Origin of the sequence: Actinomadura sediminis, assembly GCF_042675525.1 — a bacterium.
GTDB lineage: Bacteria > Actinomycetota > Actinomycetes > Streptosporangiales > Streptosporangiaceae > Spirillospora > Spirillospora sediminis.
Genome location: NZ_JBHTJA010000005.1, coordinates 25,644 through 41,652, shown reverse-complemented (window position 1 = coordinate 41,652; position 16,009 = coordinate 25,644). Strand labels below are relative to the sequence as shown.

Below are 16,009 nucleotides of genomic sequence, written 5' to 3'. Positions count from 1 at the left end.
GGTCAGGGGCTTGATGGCTCGATGACGTCAGTGATGTCGCGGCCGGTTGCCGACGTGTTCGATTTCTGCTGCCTCGGTGGCGTCGGTGTGGCGAGATGCCCGCTGACGCGCCGGTGACGTCACGTGCGACTGCATCGTGACGTCAGCGGTGCTTCCGGACGGGGCGGGTCTCGATCCAGTCGATCTGCAAGGACCGGCGGGCGATGCGCCACGTGCCGTCCCGGCGGGTGTACGCGTCGGTGTAGTGCAGGTGCCAGGCGAGGTCGGTGAGCCGGCCGTCGTGTTCGGTGACGTGGTGGGCGACGCACGTGACGTGCCCGGACGCCGTGTCGGGTTCGCCTCCCGAGTCGAACACCTCGCCCGCGAGTTCATGGGACGTGACGGGGACGGCCCGCAGCGTCGAGAGGGCCCGGACGATCGCGTCGCGTCCGGTGTGCGCGCGGACGGGGCCGAGGTCGGCCGGCGGGTCGGGCAGGACGAGCGTCGCGCCGGGGACGAAGAGGGCCGCGAGGGCGTCGAGGTCGCGGCGGTCGGCGTGCAGCGCGTAGCGGGCGACCAGATCTCGCAGCTCGATCCGGTCGCCCGCCGTGAGGACGGTCATGAAAGGCCGAGGCGTTCGGCGCAGGCCGACAGTTCGTCCCTGGCCTCGTCGAGGTCGCCGGTGGGGACCGGGCTGAGGACGAGACGGTCGGCGCCCTGGTCGGCGAGCCGCTGCGCCTTTTCCGGTGTGACCTTGGCCAGGCTGTGACCGAGGGTCAGCTGCAGGGCGTCCGGGTCACGGCCGGTCCGTTCGGCTTCTTCGCGCATCAGCTTGATCAGCGCCCGCAGTTCGTCTCCCGCGACGCCCAAGGGCTGCAGGCCCTGCCCTAGGCGGCCCGCGCGGCGGGCCGCCGCCTTGCTGTGGCCGCCGATGTGGATCGGGATGCCGTCCTGGACGGGCTTCGGATAGCTCATCAAGTTGCGGAACTGGAAGAACTCGCCGTCGTGGGTGGCGCCTTCGGGTGCGGTGTCGGCCCAGAGCGCGCGCAGGACGGCGATCTGTTCGTCCGCGCGGCGCCCGCGGGTGTCGAAGTCGGCGCCGCACGCCTCGATCTCCTCCCGCATCCAGCCCATGCCGACGGCGATGCGGAGCCGTCCGGCGGAGAGGGCGTCGATCGTGGCGAGGCGCTTGGCGAGGACGACCGGGTGGTGGTTCGGCAGGACGAGGACGCCCGTGGCGAGCCCGATCCGGGACGTGCGGCCCGCCAGGTGCGCGAGGAGGTCCAGCGGGTCGGGGATGTCCAGGTCGTCGGCGAGCTCCATCTTCCCGGACTCGGCGTACGGGTAGACGCTGTCGTAGCGGCTGGCGACGGCGGCGTGCTCGACGGCGACGATGGACTCGAACCCGCAGGCCTCCGCGTGCTCCGCCCAGGGGCCGATCCAGGCGGGGTCCGCGGTGACGCCGGCGGCGACGGGCGCCAGGACGGCGTACTTCACGGCCGCCCCTCTCCCGCGGCGGCGCGCCCGGCGCGGCGCCCGAAGAAGGTGCCGTCGCCCAGGGACGTCCCGCTGATGTAGCCCTCGCCGTGCATGCCGGAGGACGCGCGTCCCGCGGCGTACAGGCCGGGGACCGGGACGCCCGAGTTGTTCAGGACCTCGCCGTCGACGGTGGTGTGCAGGCCGCCGAGGGTGAACCCGGAGGCGCCGGTGCCCTTGCCGCCGCCGGCGTTGAAGAACCCCGCGCGGGGGTCGATCGCGGCGAACGGCGGTTTGAGCGGCCGCAGCCACTTCGGGTCCTTGTGGAAAAGGGGGTCCTCGCCCTTCTCGGCGTGCCGGTTGTAGGTCTCGACCGTGGCCTCCAGGGACCCGGCGGGCATGCCGAGTTCCTGCTCCAGTTCGGCGAGGGTCTCGGCCGCGTGGGCGGGCTGCAGGCCCCACCGGTCGGCCTCGGGGACGCTCTCGAACCCCTCCTCGTCGATGATCGTCCAGTAGGGGCCGGGCTGGTGCCGGACGGCGTGGACGCTGTAGTGGCCGGGGTAGACGTCCTCGTTGATGAACCGGCGGCCGAGGCCGTCGACGAGCATCCCGCGGTTGACGAACGCGGGCAGCGCGGTGAGCGCGATCTCGACGACGGACATGCGGCGGACGGCGGCGCCCGCGGCGGTGGCCATCCGGATGCCGGAGCCGTCGTCGAGGCCGTCGCTGACCTTGCCGTGCCCGAGCAGGAGGGGGGCGTGGTCGGCGAGCATCTCCTCGTTGTCCACGAACCCGCCCGTGGTGATCACGACGGCCTCGCGGGCGCGGTAGACGACCTCCCGCCCGTACTTGCGGGCGACGACGCCCGCGACGCGTCCGCCGTCCGTGACGAGCGCGGCGGCCTGGGTGTCGGTGTGCGTCACGGCGCCCGCCTCGGTGGCGGCGGCGGCGAGCTTCTCCATGAGGAGCCCGCCGGCGAACCCGGGCGCGGCGGGGCGGTGGCCGCGGGGGGCGGGCTTGGCGAGCGTGTTGTACGGCCAGGCGTTCTCCCCCAGCCACATGAGCCCGTCCTCGGTCATCGGCATCCAGACTGGCGACGGGTAGAGGGTCGGGTTGAACGGGACGCCGCGCGCGCGGAACCACTCGAAGTGCTCGACGCTCTCGTCGCAGTACAACCGGAGCTTGGCGGTGTCGGCGTGCGGGCCGAGGGCCGCCTCCAGGAAGGCGTACATGTCGTCCGGCGTGTCGTCGAAGCCGCACGCCTTCTGGAGCTCGGTGCCGCCGCCGAGGTACAGCTCGCCGCCGGACTGCGCGGACGAGCCGCCGGGGCCGCTCGCCCGCTCCAGGACGAGGACGTCCGCGCCCGCGCGGGCCGCCTCGAACGCGGCCGCGGCGCCCGCGCAGCCGAAGCCGACGACGAGGACGTCGCATTCGTGGTCGAAGCCGTCGCCGCCGATCCGGGCGGCGGCGACGGGCTCCACGGAGGAACGCTGGGTCATCCGGTCACTTCCCCGGCGGGACGAAGGCGGCGAGCGGCTCGGAGCCGGACCAGTCGTGGCCCCAGTAGCTGTCGGCGGTGATCTCTTCGGCGGTGTAGTAGGTCTCGTCGACGAGCATGCCTTCGCAGCCGTACTCGATGTCCCAGCCGCCGGGGGCGCGCACGTAGAACGACACCATCTGGTCGTTGGTGTGGCGGCCGAGGGTGGAGGAGATGGAGAAGCCGTGCTTCGTCACGTTGTCGAGCGCCCGGCCGACCGCGTCGAGGGTGTCGACCTCCACCATCAGGTGGACGAGGCCGGGGTCGCCGTCGTGCGGCGCGGGGGCGATGGCGAGGCTGTGGTGGCGCTGGTTGACGCCCATGAACCGGATCCGCATCGGCGCCTCCGGGTCGGGGCTGGCGTTGAAGGCGCCGCGCGGCAGGAACCCGAGGACCTCGGTGTAGAACTTCACCGCGTCGGGCTGCCGCGGCGTGGGCAGGACGACGTGGCCCATGCCCTGCGCGCCGGTGACGAACTTCTGGGCCTGCCCGGTGCGGACGGGCGAGTGGTCCAGGATCGGCCCGAAGAAGACCTCGACGGGGGTGCCGCCGGGGTCGCGGAACGCGATGACCTGCTCGGCGCCCCGGTCGGCGCACTCGCGCAGGGACAGTTCGTCGACCTCGACCCCGGCCTTCTCGACGTCCTCGCGGACGGCGGCGAGCGCGAACTGGTCGCGGACCTCCCAGCCGATCGCGAGGACCCGGTCGGTGTCGCCCGGCAGGACGGCGAGGCGGTGCCTGCGCTCGTCCATGCGCAGGTACAGGCCGTCCGGGTCCGGGCCGGTGCCCTCGGCGAATCCGAGCGCGTCGATCGTCAGCTCGCGCCACCGCTCGATGTGCCGCGTCTGGACCTTGAGATATCCGAGCCCACGGATGTGCGTCACTGTCCTCGATCCCTTCGAAGTCGCGGCCCGGGTCGGCCGTGCGCGGCCGTTCCCGGCCGCCACGGCCAACGTGTCAAAGCGAGCGCTCGTGCGCGCCGGGCCTTCCCGCTGAGTGAGAAGCCGTGCCGGACGCTCAGATCATCGAGCGCATCGGGCCCTGCGGGGGCTCGATGTCCAGGTCGGTGAGCGCGGACACGTGGTAGACGGCGCCGGGGACGTGGATGGCGTGCGCGAGGCCGACGTGGGCGTCCCGCCAGAACCGCTGGATCGGGTTGTCGGTGCGCATCGCGTTGCCGCCGGACCGGACGACGATCTCGTTCATCGCCTGCACGGCCCGCCACGCGGCCCGGACCTGGGTGCGGCGGCCGGCGGCGCGCTCGGCGAAGCCGATCTCCTTACCGGCCGCGACCTTGTCGTGGACGCGGGAGACGTTGTCGAGGAGCGCCGTTCGGGACGCCTTGATCTCCTCGGCGGCCTCGCTGATCGCGTACAGCACGTACGGGTCGTCCTTGATCTTCGTGCCGGTGATCTGGACGCGTCCGCGCTGGTAGTCGAGGTGGTGGTACAGGGCGCCCTCGCAGATGCCGATGACGGCGGAGGTGATGCCGAGCGGGAAGACGCAGGAGAACGGCATGAGGTAGGACGGGTTGGTCAGCCCGGCCTCGCGCGGCGCGGACCCGTCGATGACCTTGTCGAACTCGAGGACGCGGTAGTCCGGGACGAACGCGTCGCGGACGATGACGTCCTTGCTGCCGGTGCCCTTGAGCCCGGCGACGTTCCAGGAGTCCTCGACGATCTCGTAGTCGGAGCGCGGCAGGATCAGGTGCAGCATTCGGGGCGGCTGCACGGGCCTGCCCTCGGTGTCGCCGAGCATGCCGCCGAGGAAGATCCAGTCGCAGTGGTCGGTGCCGGAGGAGAACTGCCAGCGGCCGCTGAAGACGTACCCGCCGTCCACAGGGCGGGCCACGCCCATGGGCGCGTACGGGGACGCGATCCACGTGTTGGGGTCCTCGCCCCAGATCTCCTCGCGCACCTTCGGGTCCGCGTAGGCCATCTCCCACGGGTGGACGCCGACGATGCCCGCGCACCAGCCGGACGAGCCGTCCAGCGCGGCGATGCCCATGACGGTCTCGGCGAACTCGCGGGGGTGGACCTCCAGCCCGCCGTGCGCCGCGGGCTGGAGCATCCGGATCGCGCCGGCGTCGCGCAGCACCTTGGCGGCCTTGTCGTCGAGCCGCCCGAGGTTCTCGTTGACGGGGCCCAGCTCGCGCAGTTCCTCCGCCCGTTCCATGATCGTGTCGAGGACGCGGTTCGTCATCGCCTGTCTCCCGTCGTGTCGTGCGCGGTGCCGGGGCGCCGCGGTCAGCCGTCGTATGTGATCTTGAGCCGGTCGCCGGCCGGCCGCGCCTGGCAGGCGAGGATGAGCCCGTCGGCGAGGTCCCGCTCGTCGAGGACGGTGTTGGCGTCCATGACCGCCTCGCCCTCCAGGACGACGCAGGCGCACGCGGCGCACGAGCCCTCGCGGCACGAGTACGGGGCGTCGACCCCGGCGCGCAGGAGCACGTCGAGGAGCAGTTCGGAGCGGGGCCAGGGCAGCGTGCGGGTCTCCCCGTCGAGCTCGACCTCGATCTCGCCGGGCTCGCCCGCGTCGCCGTCGTCCGCCGCCGGGTCCGGGCCCTCCGGCGTCTCGAACGGGTCGGCGGCGAGCGAGAAGAACCGCTCGACGTGGACGTTCATGCCGAGGCCGGTGAGCGCCGCCGCCGCGAGGTCCATGAACGCGCCGGGCCCGCACACGAACGCGTCACGGTGGGTGTGCGCGCGCGCCAGTGCGCGAAGGCCCGACTCGGTGGGGAGGCCCTGCACCGACTCCAGCCAGTGGACGACCGTGAGCCGCTCGCCGTGCTCCGCCGCGAGCTCCCGCAGTTCGTCCGCGAAGATGACGGACCGCTCGTCCCGGTTCGCGTAGACGAGGACGACCGATCCCGAGCCCCCGGCCAGGCACGACTTCAGGATCGACATGACCGGGGTGATGCCGCTGCCGCCCGCGAGGAGCAGCAGGTCCGCGTCCAGCGAGGCCGGCGTGAACGTGCCGGACGGGCGCAGCACCTCCAGGACGTCGCCCGCGGTGACGTTGTCGCAGATCCAGTTCGAGCCGAGCCCGCCCGCGACGCGCTTCACCGTCACCTTGAGCCGGTCGTCGGTGACCGGCGAGCTGCACAGCGAGTAGCAGCGCGCCGCCCAGCCGTCCGGCGCGGGGACCCGGACGGTCAGGAACTGCCCGGGCTTGTACCGGAACCGGTCGCGGTCGCCGTCGGCCGGTTCCAGGACGAGCGAGTGCGCCTCGGCCGTCTCGCGGACGACCTCGACGACCCGCGCCTTCAGTCCCGTCATGCCCGCTCCGCCTCCGCGGCGGCCGCCCCCGCCCCGGCCTCGGCCCGTCCGGCGGCGTGCCGCGCGGCGATGTAGCCGAACACGATGGACGGGCCGATCGTGGCGCCCGGCCCCGCGTACTCGTTGCCCATCACCGACGCGGACGTGTTGCCCGTCGCGTACAGGCCGCCGATCACCGAGCCGTCCGCGCGCAGGACGCGGCTGTGCTCGTCGCACACCAGCCCGCCCTTGGTGCCCAGGTCGCCGACCTCGAGCCGGAACGCGTAGTAGGGCGCGGACTCGATGACATCGAGGTTCGGGTTCTTCAGGTTCGGGTCGCCGTAGTACTGGTCGTAGGCGCTCTCGCCCCGGCCGAACTCCGGGTCCTTGCCCGCGCGCGCGTACTCGTTGAACTTCGCGACGGTCTCGTTCAGCGCGTCCGCCGGGACGCCTATCTGCTTCGCGAGGTCGTCCAGGGTGTCGGCCTTGAACACGATGCCCTGGTCGTAGAACGCCTTGGGGATGGGCGCCCCCGGGAGGATCTGCGCGAACGGGTAGCGCGCCCGTGTCTTCGCGTCCATGACGAACCAGCACGGGACGTGCCCGCCCGCGAGCTGGTCGTGGACGAAGTTCACGTACGGCGACGCCTCGTTCGTGAACCGCTTGCCCTCGGCGGACACGATGACCATCCGCGGGATCGCCCGCTCGGACACCAGCGGGATCACGGCCCCGGCCGGGTGCCGCACGGCGGGCATCCACCAGGCGTCGTCCATGAAGTCCAGGGCGGCGCCGAGCCGCTCGCCGAGCCGGATGCCGTCGCCGGTGTTCTCCCGCGCGCCCATCGCGAAGTCTTCCTTGCCGCCCTCCGGCAGGTACTTCTCGCGCATCTCCCGGTTGTGGTCGAACCCGCCGGTGGCCAGCAGGACGCCCCGCCGCCCGCGCAGCCGCAGCGTCTCGCCGTCGCGCTCGACGACGATCCCGGTGACCGTGCCGTCCTCGTCCGTGACGATGTCTGTCATCTTCGTCTTGAGCCAGAGGGGGATGCCGGCGTCCTTGAGCGCCATCCGCATCCGGGCGACGAGCGCGCGCCCGCCCGTCGACATGTGGCGGCGGCGGATCAGGTTGGACGACACGCGCCACGCCGCGACCATCGACGCCCGGCGGCCCGCCCACGTCCGCTTCGCCATCGCGAGGTCGTGGTAGTCCTTCGCGGTGATCCACAGGCCCAGCGGGCCCTTCATGTTGTTCGGCCGCTGGTACTTCTCGTCCTCGCCGAGCTTGCGGGTGTCGAACGGCTTCGCCTCGATGGACCGGCCCAGCGGCCGTCCGCCCTCCAGCTCGGGGTGGTAGTCGGCGTAGCCCTTCGTCCAGAAGAACCGCATCCACTTGCTCTTGCAGATCAGTTCCATCGCCGCCGGGCCGTGGTCGACGTAGGCGTCGAGGCGGGCGGCGGGAACGCGGCCCTCGGTGAGCAGGTCGAGGTAGCGGCGGATCGACTCGCGGCTGTCGTCGTGGCCGCGCGCGCGAAGCGTCGGGTTGTTGGGGATCCAGATGCCGCCGCCGGACAGCGCGGTGCTGCCGCCGAACTTCTTGCCCTTCTCCACGATGAGGACGCTCAGGCCCTCCTCGTGCGCGGTCAGCGCGGCGGCCATCCCGCCGCCGCCGCTGCCGACGATGACGAGGTCGTACTCGTGGTCCCAGGCGCCGGACCCGTTCGCCGCCGCGCTCATGCCCGCCCCCGCTCACCGGCGGTGCGCCCGTCGACGGTGCCCCCGCCGACAGTGCCCCCGTCTACGGGGCGGGCGGGGACGGTGCGGGTGAGGAACGCCAGCACCGCGTTCTCCCAGGCTTCCTTTTGCTCGATCATCACCCAGTGTCCGCAGTTCGGGAAGATGTTGACCTGCACGTCCGGGATCGTCCGCATCGGCACCAGGGCCATGTCGACGGGGCTGACGCGGTCGTCCCGGCCCCAGGTGATGAGGGTGCGGGCCTTGAGCTTGTGCAGCATCGCCCAGTACGGGGGCTGGTCCGACTGCGCCTGCGCCTTGAAGGTCGCGGCCATCGCGGCCTTGCCGTACATGCGCCGCGCGGCGGCCAGCGTGTCGGGGTCGGTGGCCTGCTTCCACCGCTCCTCGATGAGCTCCTCGGTCACCAGCCGCGGGTCGTACACCATCGAGTGCAGCCACTGGACGAGCGCCTCGCGGGTGGGGTCGTCGGTGAACTCCATCAGCAGGTTGATGCCCTCGCCGGGCGACGGGCTGAAGATGTTCCGGCCGATGCCGCCGATCGTCACGAGGCTCCCCACCCGGTCCGGGTGCGCGAGCGCGACGTTCGTCCCGACGATGCCGCCCATCGAGTTGCCGATGACGTCGACGCGGTCGAGGCCCAGGCCGTCCAGGAACCGGATCACCGCGCCGGGCGCCGCCATCATCGGGTGCTGGTCCGTCGGGTCGCTCACCCCGAAGCCCGGGAACTCGAGGACGAGGCAGCGGAAGTACTCGGAGAACAGCGGCAGGTTGTCGCGGAAGTTGCGCCAGCCCGTGACGCCCGGGCCCGAGCCGTGCAGCAGCAGCAGGGGCGGGCCGTCGCCGGCCTCGTGGTAGCGCAGGACGCCCTGGTCGGTGGCGAGTTCCCGCAGCGTCGCGTCGTACGTCAGCTCCGTCGGCATGGCCTCTCAGTCCTTCAGGGGGCTTGTCCGGAACGTATGCCCGCGCGCCTCGACGGCACCGCCCCCGATCCCGATCAGCGGGACATCCCGGCCCGCGCCGCCCCGCGCCGCCCGGGCCGGGCACCGTTCCGCTCAACGGGATCGCCCGCGCGCGGGGCGCCGTACGGCGCTTACGTTCCGAATCAGTCCAGCGACGATCCGAGGTGCATCGATGCCAGCCGAACCAGCGCTCACCACGCCGCCGCACACCGAGCCCGCAGCCGAGCCGGACCCCGCCGAGTTCAGGCGGGCGATGGCGGAGTTCGCCACCGGCGTCACCGTCGTCACCGCGATCGACGGCGGCGAGCCGATCGGGTTCGCCTGCCAGTCGTTCACGTCGGTCTCCCTGGAACCCCCGCTGATCCTGTTCTGCGCCGACCGGCGCGGCCGGTCCTGGCCGCGGATCCGCGCCGCCGGGCGGTTCTGCGTCAACGTGCTCGGCGAGGACCAGCGCGACCTCTGCCAGCGGTTCGGGTCCAGCCGGGGCCGCAAGTTCGAGGACCTCGACTGGGACGTGTCGCCGTGGGGCACGCCCGCGCTGCGGGGCGTCCTGCTGGGCGTGCACGCGGAGGTGCGGGACGTGCACCGCGCCGGCGACCACGACGTGGTGATCGGCCGGGTGCTCGCGGTGGAGCGTCCCGAGGACCGGCTCGACCGTCCGATGATCTTCTTCCGCAGCCGGTTCGGCGTGGACGAGCCGGAGACGCCGGGCGCGCTCGACGCGCCCGACGCGTGGTGGGGCGGCCAGTGGGGATGGATGTGACGCCGCCCCCGCCCGCGTCACATCCAGTCGCCGCGGCCGTCCACGGCCAGCAGCCGGTTCATCGTCTCGGCGGACCAGCACTCCCGGTCGGACGGACGGTCGGCCGCGGGCCTGCGGGCGCGGGCCGTGCCCCGGCCGGTGCTCTCGTGCCGGGCGGGGGCCGAGCCGGGGAACAGCACCTGGGACGCCTCGCGGGCCGCGGTGACGACGAGCGGCGCGACGTTCTCCAGTGGCGCGCGGACGTCCCCGACCAGCGAGATCCCCGCGACCGGGCCCTCGGCGCCGCGGATCGCGGCGGCCACGCAGGCGATGCCGGGGAACGACTCGCCGCGCTCGAACGCCAGCCCGCGCCGCTGCCGGATCCGGTGCAGCTCCTGGTGCAGCGTGCCCAGCTCGCCGATGGTGCGGCTGGTCAGCCGGGTGATCTCCGGGCCGAGCAGCGCGTCGACCTGCTCGGGCTCCAGCCACGCCAGCATCGCCTTGCCGAGCGCGGTGGAGTGCGCCGGGGCCCGGCCGCCGACCCGCGACGGCACGGACGTGGCGAGGCGCCCGCCGAGCTTGTCCAGGTAGAAGACCTCGGCGCCGTCCAGCACGGCCAGGTGCGCGACCAGGCCGGTGGTGACCTGCAGCTCGTGCAGCAGCGGCGCCGCCGCCTCCCGGATCTTGCCGTGCCCGCCGTCCCGGCCGCCCAGCCCGAGCGCGCGCTGCCCGAGCCCGTACCCGTACGAGTGGTGCGACAGCCAGCGCTGCCGGACGAGCTGGTCGAGGATCCGGTGGGCCGTCGAGCGCGGCAGCCGGGTACGGCGCGCGACGTCCTCCAAGGTCAGGCGGGCGGACGGGCCGTTGAACGCGTCCAGGATCAGGGTCATCCGCTCGACCATCGACGGCGGCGTCTCCCGCCGCCCGGGCGCCATGAGCTCGGCCATCGCACCTCCCAGGGCACAAGACTGAAATGAATTCTTGTTAGATGGAATGTAGCAAGCGCTGGGTGACAACGGAAGGGGTCGCGTAAGAGCAGGTCAGGCAATCGTGTAGAACCACGGGCAGGTCGGGGGCCGCAGCCGCCCCGAAACTAGAACGTTTTCCTACCGAAGGGAGCCCTGCGATGCGCGTCGGCATCGTCACGCCCGTGGTGGCCCAGCCGCCGCCCGGGCACGCCGCGTGGGAGCGGAACGCGGGCATCGGCGAGATCGCCCGGATCGTCGAGACCGCCGACCGCCTCGGCTACCACCACGTCACCTGCAGCGAGCACGTCGCCGTCCCCGCCGCGGCGGCCGAGCAGCGCGGCGGCGTCTACTGGGACCCCCTCGCCACGTTCGGCTACCTCGCCGCCCGCACCGCCCGGATCCGCCTCGCCACCCAGGTCCTGGTGCTCGGCTACCACCACCCCTTGGAGATCGCGAAGCGCTACGGCACGCTCGACACGGTCAGCGGCGGCCGCCTCACCCTCGGCCTGGGCGTGGGAAGCCTGCAGGAGGAGTTCGACCTCCTCGACGCGCCCTTCAGCGGTCGCGGCGCGCGCGCAGACGACGCGCTGGCCGCGCTCCAGGCGTCCCTGTCCCGGCGCACGCCCGAGTATCACGGCACGCACTACGACTTCTCGGGCTTCGTGGTCGAACCGCACGCCGTCCAGGAGCACGTTCCCATCTGGATCGGCGGCCGCACCGCCCGGTCCCTCCGCCGGGCGCTGAACGCCGACGGCTGGGTCCCGTTCGGCCTCTCCCTGGACGACCTCGCGAAGATGCTCGCCGACGCCGACGTCCCCGCGGGCTTCGACGTCGTCCTCGCCCCGTCCCGTCCCCTCGACCCGGCGGCGGACCCGGACGCCACCGCCGCCGCCCTGCGCCGCCTGCGGGACGCGGGCGCGACCGTCGCGGGCGTCCGCCTCGTCTCCGGCTCCCCCGACCACTACCGCGAGCAGCTCGCCGCCCTGCGCGAACTCGACTGCGGCCTGACCTTCGGAGACGTCCGATGACCGAGCCCCGCCCCGGAGGGGACGACCGCCTCGCCGCGCTCGAGTCCCGGCTGCGCGCCTTGGAGGACGAACGCGAGATCACCCGGCTGATCCTGGCCTACGGCCCCCTCGTCGACAGCGGCCGCGCGCCCGAGGTCGCCGCGCTCTGGGACGACGACGGCGTCTACGACGTCGACGAACTCCTCATGCGCGGGCGAGCGGAGATCGAGGCGATGGTCCGGTCGGCGAACCACCGCCGCTGGATCGACGGCGGGTGCGCCCACGTCGTCGGCCCGCCGCACGTCACCGTCACCGGCGACGAGGCCGTCGCCGTCGGCTACACCCTCATGATCGTGAACACGCCGGACGGCTTCGTGCTGCGCCGCGCCACCGCGAACCGGTGGACCCTCCGCCGCACCCCGGCCGGCTGGCGCGCCGTCACCCGCACCAACCGCGTCCTCGACGGCCGCGCGGAGTCCCCCGGCCTCCTCGCGTCCGCCTTCCCGGAGCGGCGGCCGGGGGTCAGGGAGTGAGGGCCATGGTGGCGAGGATCCGGGTGGCGAGGTCCTTGTCGCCGTTCGTCTCGACGGTGACGGAGTCCGCGGTGCAGCGGCCGGCGGCGAGCCGGACGTAGGTCTCGAGGTCCATGGCGAGCTCGGCGGTGAACTCGGCGGGCTCGGGGTCGGCGGGGACGGCCCGGCCCTCGGGGTCGACGGTGATCGCCGAGCGGAAGGACGGCGGGCCGGTGATCGTGAAGAGGACGGACGTGCCGGGCCCGGCCTTCGCGCGGCGCGCGACCACGATGGGCAGGCCGGGGCCGAGGATGCTCCACAGGCAGTGCGCGGCGGGGGCGTCGAGGTTGCCCGGACGTCCGACCGCGCGCCGCACGTCCTGCTCGTGCGTCCAGCAGTCCATCGCGCGGAACGCCATGAACCGCTTGTAGCTTCCCTCCTTGCCGTTCGGGAGGAAGGTGGCCTGGTCGGGGTCGATCGTGGGGAGCTGGGCGAGGCGGCGGTCGAGGGCGGCGGCGAGTTCGGCGGCGACCTCGGGGCCGGGGACGTCCCGGCGCGCGTGCACGGCGACCTCGAGGGCCTGGCCGAAGTCGTTGCGGACGTGGTCGAACTCGGGCACGTCGATCGGCGGTTCGGGGTCGCCCAGCAGGGACCGTTCGATGCCGACGAGGTGGGAGAACTGGTCCTTGACCGTCCATCCCGGGCATTCGGTCGGACGGTCCCAGTCGGCGGCGTCGAACGTCGCCGCCAGCTCGAGGGACGACCGCACGGTCTGCTCCCATGCGGCGGTGTTGGTGCGCATTTCCTCGTCCATCCCGATTCCTCCCGTGATGCGACTCCGCCGCCACACTACGGGAAGGAGCGGAAGCCGACGATCACCGGCCTGCGGCGCCACCGCGCCGGAGGCCGGGACCGGCGGCCCCCGGCGTGAGGGCCCGCCCCGGGGCGGGCCCTCACGCGCGGGTCAGGCGAGGCCGGCCGCGATGTGCGCGGGGACCTCGGCGTACGAGGCGAACTCCATCGTGAAGACGCCGCGGCCGGACGTCATGCCGCGCAGGTCGCCGACGTAGCCGAACATCTCCGCCAGCGGCACCAGGGCCCGGACGACCCGGGCGCCGCCGCGCCCGCGGGTGTCCTCGACCCGGCCGCGGCGGGCGTTGAGGTCGCCGATGACCGCGCCCATGTGCTCGTCGGGGGTGGTGACCTCGACGGACATCACCGGTTCGAGCAGGACGGGCGCGGCCCGCCGGACCGCCTCGGTGAACGCGCGGGCGGCGGCCGTCCTGAACGCCGTCTCGGACGAGTCGGTGACGTGGAAGTCGCCGTCGACGAGCGTGACGCGCACGCCCGTCAGCTCGTGGCCCGCGAGGACGCCCGCGCCCATCGCCTCCTGGCAGCCCGCGTCCACGGCGGGGACGAACTCCTTCGGGACGCGGCCGCCGGTGACGCGGTCGACGAACTCGTAGCCGTCCGCGACGGGTTCGACGGAGAGCCTCACCTTCGCGTACTGCCCCCTTCCTCCCGTCTGCTTGCGGTGCAGGTGCTCGACGTCCGCGACCGGGCGCCGGATGGTCTCGCGGTAGGCGACGCGGGGCCGCCCGACGCTCGCCTCGACGCGGAACTCCTCCTTCATGCGGTCGACGAGGATCTCCAGGTGGAGCTCCCCCATCCCTCCGATGACGGTCTGGCCGGTCCCGGCGTCGGCGCGCACGCGGAAGGACGGGTCCTCCTCGGCGAGCCGCCGGACGGCGGTGCCGAGCCGGTCGGTGTCGGCGGCCGAGCGGGGCTCGATCGCGACCTCGATGACCGGTTCGGGGACGTCCATGGACTCCAGGACGACGGGGTGCCCCTCCGCGCAGAGCGTCTCGCCGGTCGTGGTGTGCTTGAGCCCCATGACCGCGACGATGTCGCCCGCCCCGGCGGCGCCGATCTCGCGGCGCTCGTCCGCGTGCACCCGGTAGACCTTGCCGATCCGTTCCCGGCGGCCCTTGACGCTGTTGAGCACCGTGGCGCCGGACTCGAGCCGCCCCGTGTAGACGCGGACGTACGCGAGCCGCCCGAGATGCCGGTCGCTCGTGATCTTGAAGACGAGCGCGGACAGCGGGGCCTCGTCGGACACCTCGCCGACGACCCCGTCCGCGACCCCGTCCGCGACCCCGTCCACGTCAAGGGGGGACGGCAGGTACCGGACGATCGCGTCCAGCAGCGGCTGCACGCCCTTGTTCTTGAACGCGCTTCCGCAGAGGACGGGCGTCACGGTCACGTCGTCCTTCCGGATCGTCAATCGGCGTATCGCCGCGTGCATCTGCCCGTGCGTCGGTTCGCCCTCCAGGTATTGCTCCAGGAACCGGTCGTCGTGCTCGGCGATCGTGTCGACGAGCCGTGCGCGCCACCGGTGTGCCTCGTCGGCGAGGGCGTCCGGAACGGGGACGACCTCGTACGCCACGTCCGTCCACACGTGGGCGCGGAGCTCGACGAGGTCGACGACGCCGGTGAACCCGGCCTCGGCGCCGATCGGCAGGTGCAGGACGAGCGGGACGGCGCCGAGCCGCCCGGCGATCATGTCCGCGCAGCGGGCGAGGTCGGCGCCCGCGCGGTCGAGCTTGTTGACGAAGCAGACGCGGGGCACGCGGTACCGGTCGGCCTGCCGCCACACGGTCTCCGACTGCGGTTCGACCCCGGCGACGCCGTCGAACACGGTGACGGCCCCGTCGAGGACGCGCAGGCACCGTTCGACCTCGATCATGAAGTCGACGTGGCCGGGCGTGTCGATGAGGTTGACGGTGTGGTCGGCGCCGTCCACGGACCAGTGGAAGGTCGTGGCGGCGGAGCCGATCGTGATGCCGCGCTCGCGTTCCTGTTTCAGGAAATCGAGAGCGGCGGCGCCGTGGTGGACTTCGCCGATGCGGTGCGAGACGCCGGTGTAGAAAAGGATGCGCTCGGCGGTCGTGGTCTTCCCGGCGTCGATGTGGGCCATGATCCCGATGTTGCGGACACCGGCCGCACCCAGGAACGTCGTGGTCATCGAAATCTGCCCTCCTCCGGGTCTCGGGAACGACGACCTGCCGCGCACGCGGATACGCCGCATCGCGGCCCCGTGACCGTAACCGCACGGAGGCGAGGAAAGCGAAGCATTTTCCCGGGCGCACAAAGCGCCCGAGCAATCCGGAATTGTCAGCGACTTTCGTCGGGCAGCACCTGCGGAAGGGCCTCCAGGACGCTCGCCAGGTGGGCGCGCGCGGCCCGTTCGGCTTCGGCGGGGTCGCGGGCGGCGATGGCCTCGATGATCGCGAGATGCTCGGGCAGGGACGTCTGCGGGCGCCCGGGTTGCAGGGCGAGCCGGAACCGGTGCCGGACGTTCTGCGCGCGGAGCCGTTCGAGGACGTCGGAGGCCGTCCCGTGGCCGCTGATCTCGCGGACGCGCGCGTGCAGCCGCTGGTTCAGGTCCGAGTAGCCGAACACGTCGCCGGACGCGACGGCGTCCCGCATGCCCGCGCCGATCTCGCGCAGGCCGGCGATGTCGGCGTCGGTGGCGCGCTCGGCGGCCTTGGCGGCGCACAGTCCCTCGAGCACCATGCGCACCTCGGTGATCTCGATGGCCTCGGCGAGGGACACGGCGCGGACGCGGGCGCCGCGGTTCTGGACGCGCTCGATGAGCCCCTCGTTGGCCAGCTCGAGCAGCGCGGCGCGCACGGCGGCGCGCCCGGCCCCGAACCGGTCGGACAGGTCGGCCTCGATGAGCCGCTGGTTCGGGACGAACTCGCCGGCGAGGATCGCCTCCCGGATGCGGGCGGCCACCGGGACGGGCGGGCGGGACTCCGGCACGG

Annotated in this window: 15 protein-coding genes; 3 read left to right on the top strand and 12 right to left on the bottom strand. The window is 73.0% G+C overall.

Annotation, left to right across the window (positions count from 1 at the left end; genetic code table 11):
- Positions 1-142: 142 nt before the first annotated feature.
- The 8 genes from ACFQ11_RS04780 to ACFQ11_RS04745 all read right to left on the bottom strand — a co-directional run bounded on the left by ACFQ11_RS04780 (position 143) and on the right by ACFQ11_RS04745 (position 8,914).
- Complete coding sequence (locus ACFQ11_RS04780; protein WP_378296573.1) at positions 143-601, bottom strand: nuclear transport factor 2 family protein; 459 nt, start codon at positions 599-601, stop codon at positions 143-145.
- The gene (locus tag ACFQ11_RS04775; RefSeq protein WP_378296572.1) at positions 598-1,476 is read right to left on the bottom strand and encodes an LLM class F420-dependent oxidoreductase; all 879 of its coding nucleotides are present in this window, start codon (positions 1,474-1,476) and stop codon (positions 598-600) included. Before ACFQ11_RS04775 ends, ACFQ11_RS04780 begins: the two co-directional genes overlap by 4 nt.
- A complete protein-coding gene (locus tag ACFQ11_RS04770; protein WP_378296571.1) occupies positions 1,473-2,954 on the bottom strand; it encodes an FAD-dependent oxidoreductase in 1,482 nt (493 codons plus the stop codon). Before ACFQ11_RS04770 ends, ACFQ11_RS04775 begins: the two co-directional genes overlap by 4 nt.
- Before the next feature lie 4 nt (positions 2,955-2,958).
- A complete protein-coding gene (locus ACFQ11_RS04765; RefSeq protein ID WP_378296570.1) occupies positions 2,959-3,876 on the bottom strand; it encodes a VOC family protein in 918 nt (305 codons plus the stop codon).
- Positions 3,877-4,009: 133 nt separating this feature from the next.
- The gene (locus ACFQ11_RS04760; protein ID WP_378296568.1) at positions 4,010-5,194 is read right to left on the bottom strand and encodes an acyl-CoA dehydrogenase family protein; all 1,185 of its coding nucleotides are present in this window, start codon (positions 5,192-5,194) and stop codon (positions 4,010-4,012) included.
- Positions 5,195-5,238: 44 nt separating this feature from the next.
- Positions 5,239-6,267 (bottom strand): 2Fe-2S iron-sulfur cluster-binding protein, encoded by a 1,029-nt coding sequence (locus tag ACFQ11_RS04755; RefSeq protein WP_378296567.1) that lies wholly within the window; start codon positions 6,265-6,267, stop codon positions 5,239-5,241.
- Positions 6,264-7,976: an FAD-binding protein gene (locus ACFQ11_RS04750; protein ID WP_378296566.1), complete on the bottom strand. Its 1,713-nt coding sequence runs from the start codon at positions 7,974-7,976 to the stop codon at positions 6,264-6,266. Before ACFQ11_RS04750 ends, ACFQ11_RS04755 begins: the two co-directional genes overlap by 4 nt.
- Positions 7,973-8,914 (bottom strand): alpha/beta fold hydrolase, encoded by a 942-nt coding sequence (locus tag ACFQ11_RS04745; protein WP_378296565.1) that lies wholly within the window; start codon positions 8,912-8,914, stop codon positions 7,973-7,975. The genes ACFQ11_RS04750 and ACFQ11_RS04745 overlap by 4 nt, the downstream gene beginning before the upstream one ends.
- A 211-nt stretch (positions 8,915-9,125) precedes the next feature.
- On the opposite strand from ACFQ11_RS04745, the gene ACFQ11_RS04740 reads away from it, so the two are divergent.
- Positions 9,126-9,716 carry a flavin reductase family protein gene (locus ACFQ11_RS04740; RefSeq protein ID WP_378296564.1) on the top strand — a complete coding sequence of 197 codons (591 nt, stop codon included), beginning with the start codon at positions 9,126-9,128 and terminating at the stop codon, positions 9,714-9,716.
- Between the two features lie 17 nt (positions 9,717-9,733).
- Here ACFQ11_RS04740 and ACFQ11_RS04735 read toward each other — a convergent pair whose 3' ends face one another.
- Positions 9,734-10,642 carry an IclR family transcriptional regulator gene (locus ACFQ11_RS04735; RefSeq protein ID WP_378296563.1) on the bottom strand — a complete coding sequence of 303 codons (909 nt, stop codon included), beginning with the start codon at positions 10,640-10,642 and terminating at the stop codon, positions 9,734-9,736.
- Positions 10,643-10,821: 179 nt separating this feature from the next.
- Here ACFQ11_RS04735 and ACFQ11_RS04730 point away from each other — a divergent pair, with 179 nt between their 5' ends.
- Both ACFQ11_RS04730 and ACFQ11_RS04725 read left to right on the top strand, forming a co-directional pair.
- Complete coding sequence (locus ACFQ11_RS04730) at positions 10,822-11,691, top strand: TIGR03619 family F420-dependent LLM class oxidoreductase (RefSeq protein ID WP_378296561.1); 870 nt, start codon at positions 10,822-10,824, stop codon at positions 11,689-11,691.
- Positions 11,688-12,203, top strand: coding sequence for a nuclear transport factor 2 family protein (locus ACFQ11_RS04725; protein WP_378296560.1), 516 nt, complete (start codon positions 11,688-11,690; stop codon positions 12,201-12,203). The genes ACFQ11_RS04730 and ACFQ11_RS04725 overlap by 4 nt, the downstream gene beginning before the upstream one ends.
- Here the strand turns inward: ACFQ11_RS04725 and ACFQ11_RS04720 are convergent.
- From ACFQ11_RS04720 to ACFQ11_RS04710, 3 genes are all read right to left on the bottom strand, one after another.
- A complete protein-coding gene (locus tag ACFQ11_RS04720; RefSeq protein WP_378296559.1) occupies positions 12,193-12,996 on the bottom strand; it encodes a maleylpyruvate isomerase family mycothiol-dependent enzyme in 804 nt (267 codons plus the stop codon). The two genes, ACFQ11_RS04725 and ACFQ11_RS04720, sit on opposite strands and share 11 nt — an antisense overlap.
- 150 nt (positions 12,997-13,146) lie before the next feature.
- Positions 13,147-15,207, bottom strand: a complete 2,061-nt coding sequence (fusA, locus tag ACFQ11_RS04715) for an elongation factor G (RefSeq protein ID WP_378296558.1) — start codon at positions 15,205-15,207, stop codon at positions 13,147-13,149.
- Positions 15,208-15,356: 149 nt separating this feature from the next.
- Positions 15,357-16,007, bottom strand: coding sequence for a GntR family transcriptional regulator (locus ACFQ11_RS04710; RefSeq protein ID WP_378296557.1), 651 nt, complete (start codon positions 16,005-16,007; stop codon positions 15,357-15,359).
- Positions 16,008-16,009 lie beyond the last annotated feature (2 nt).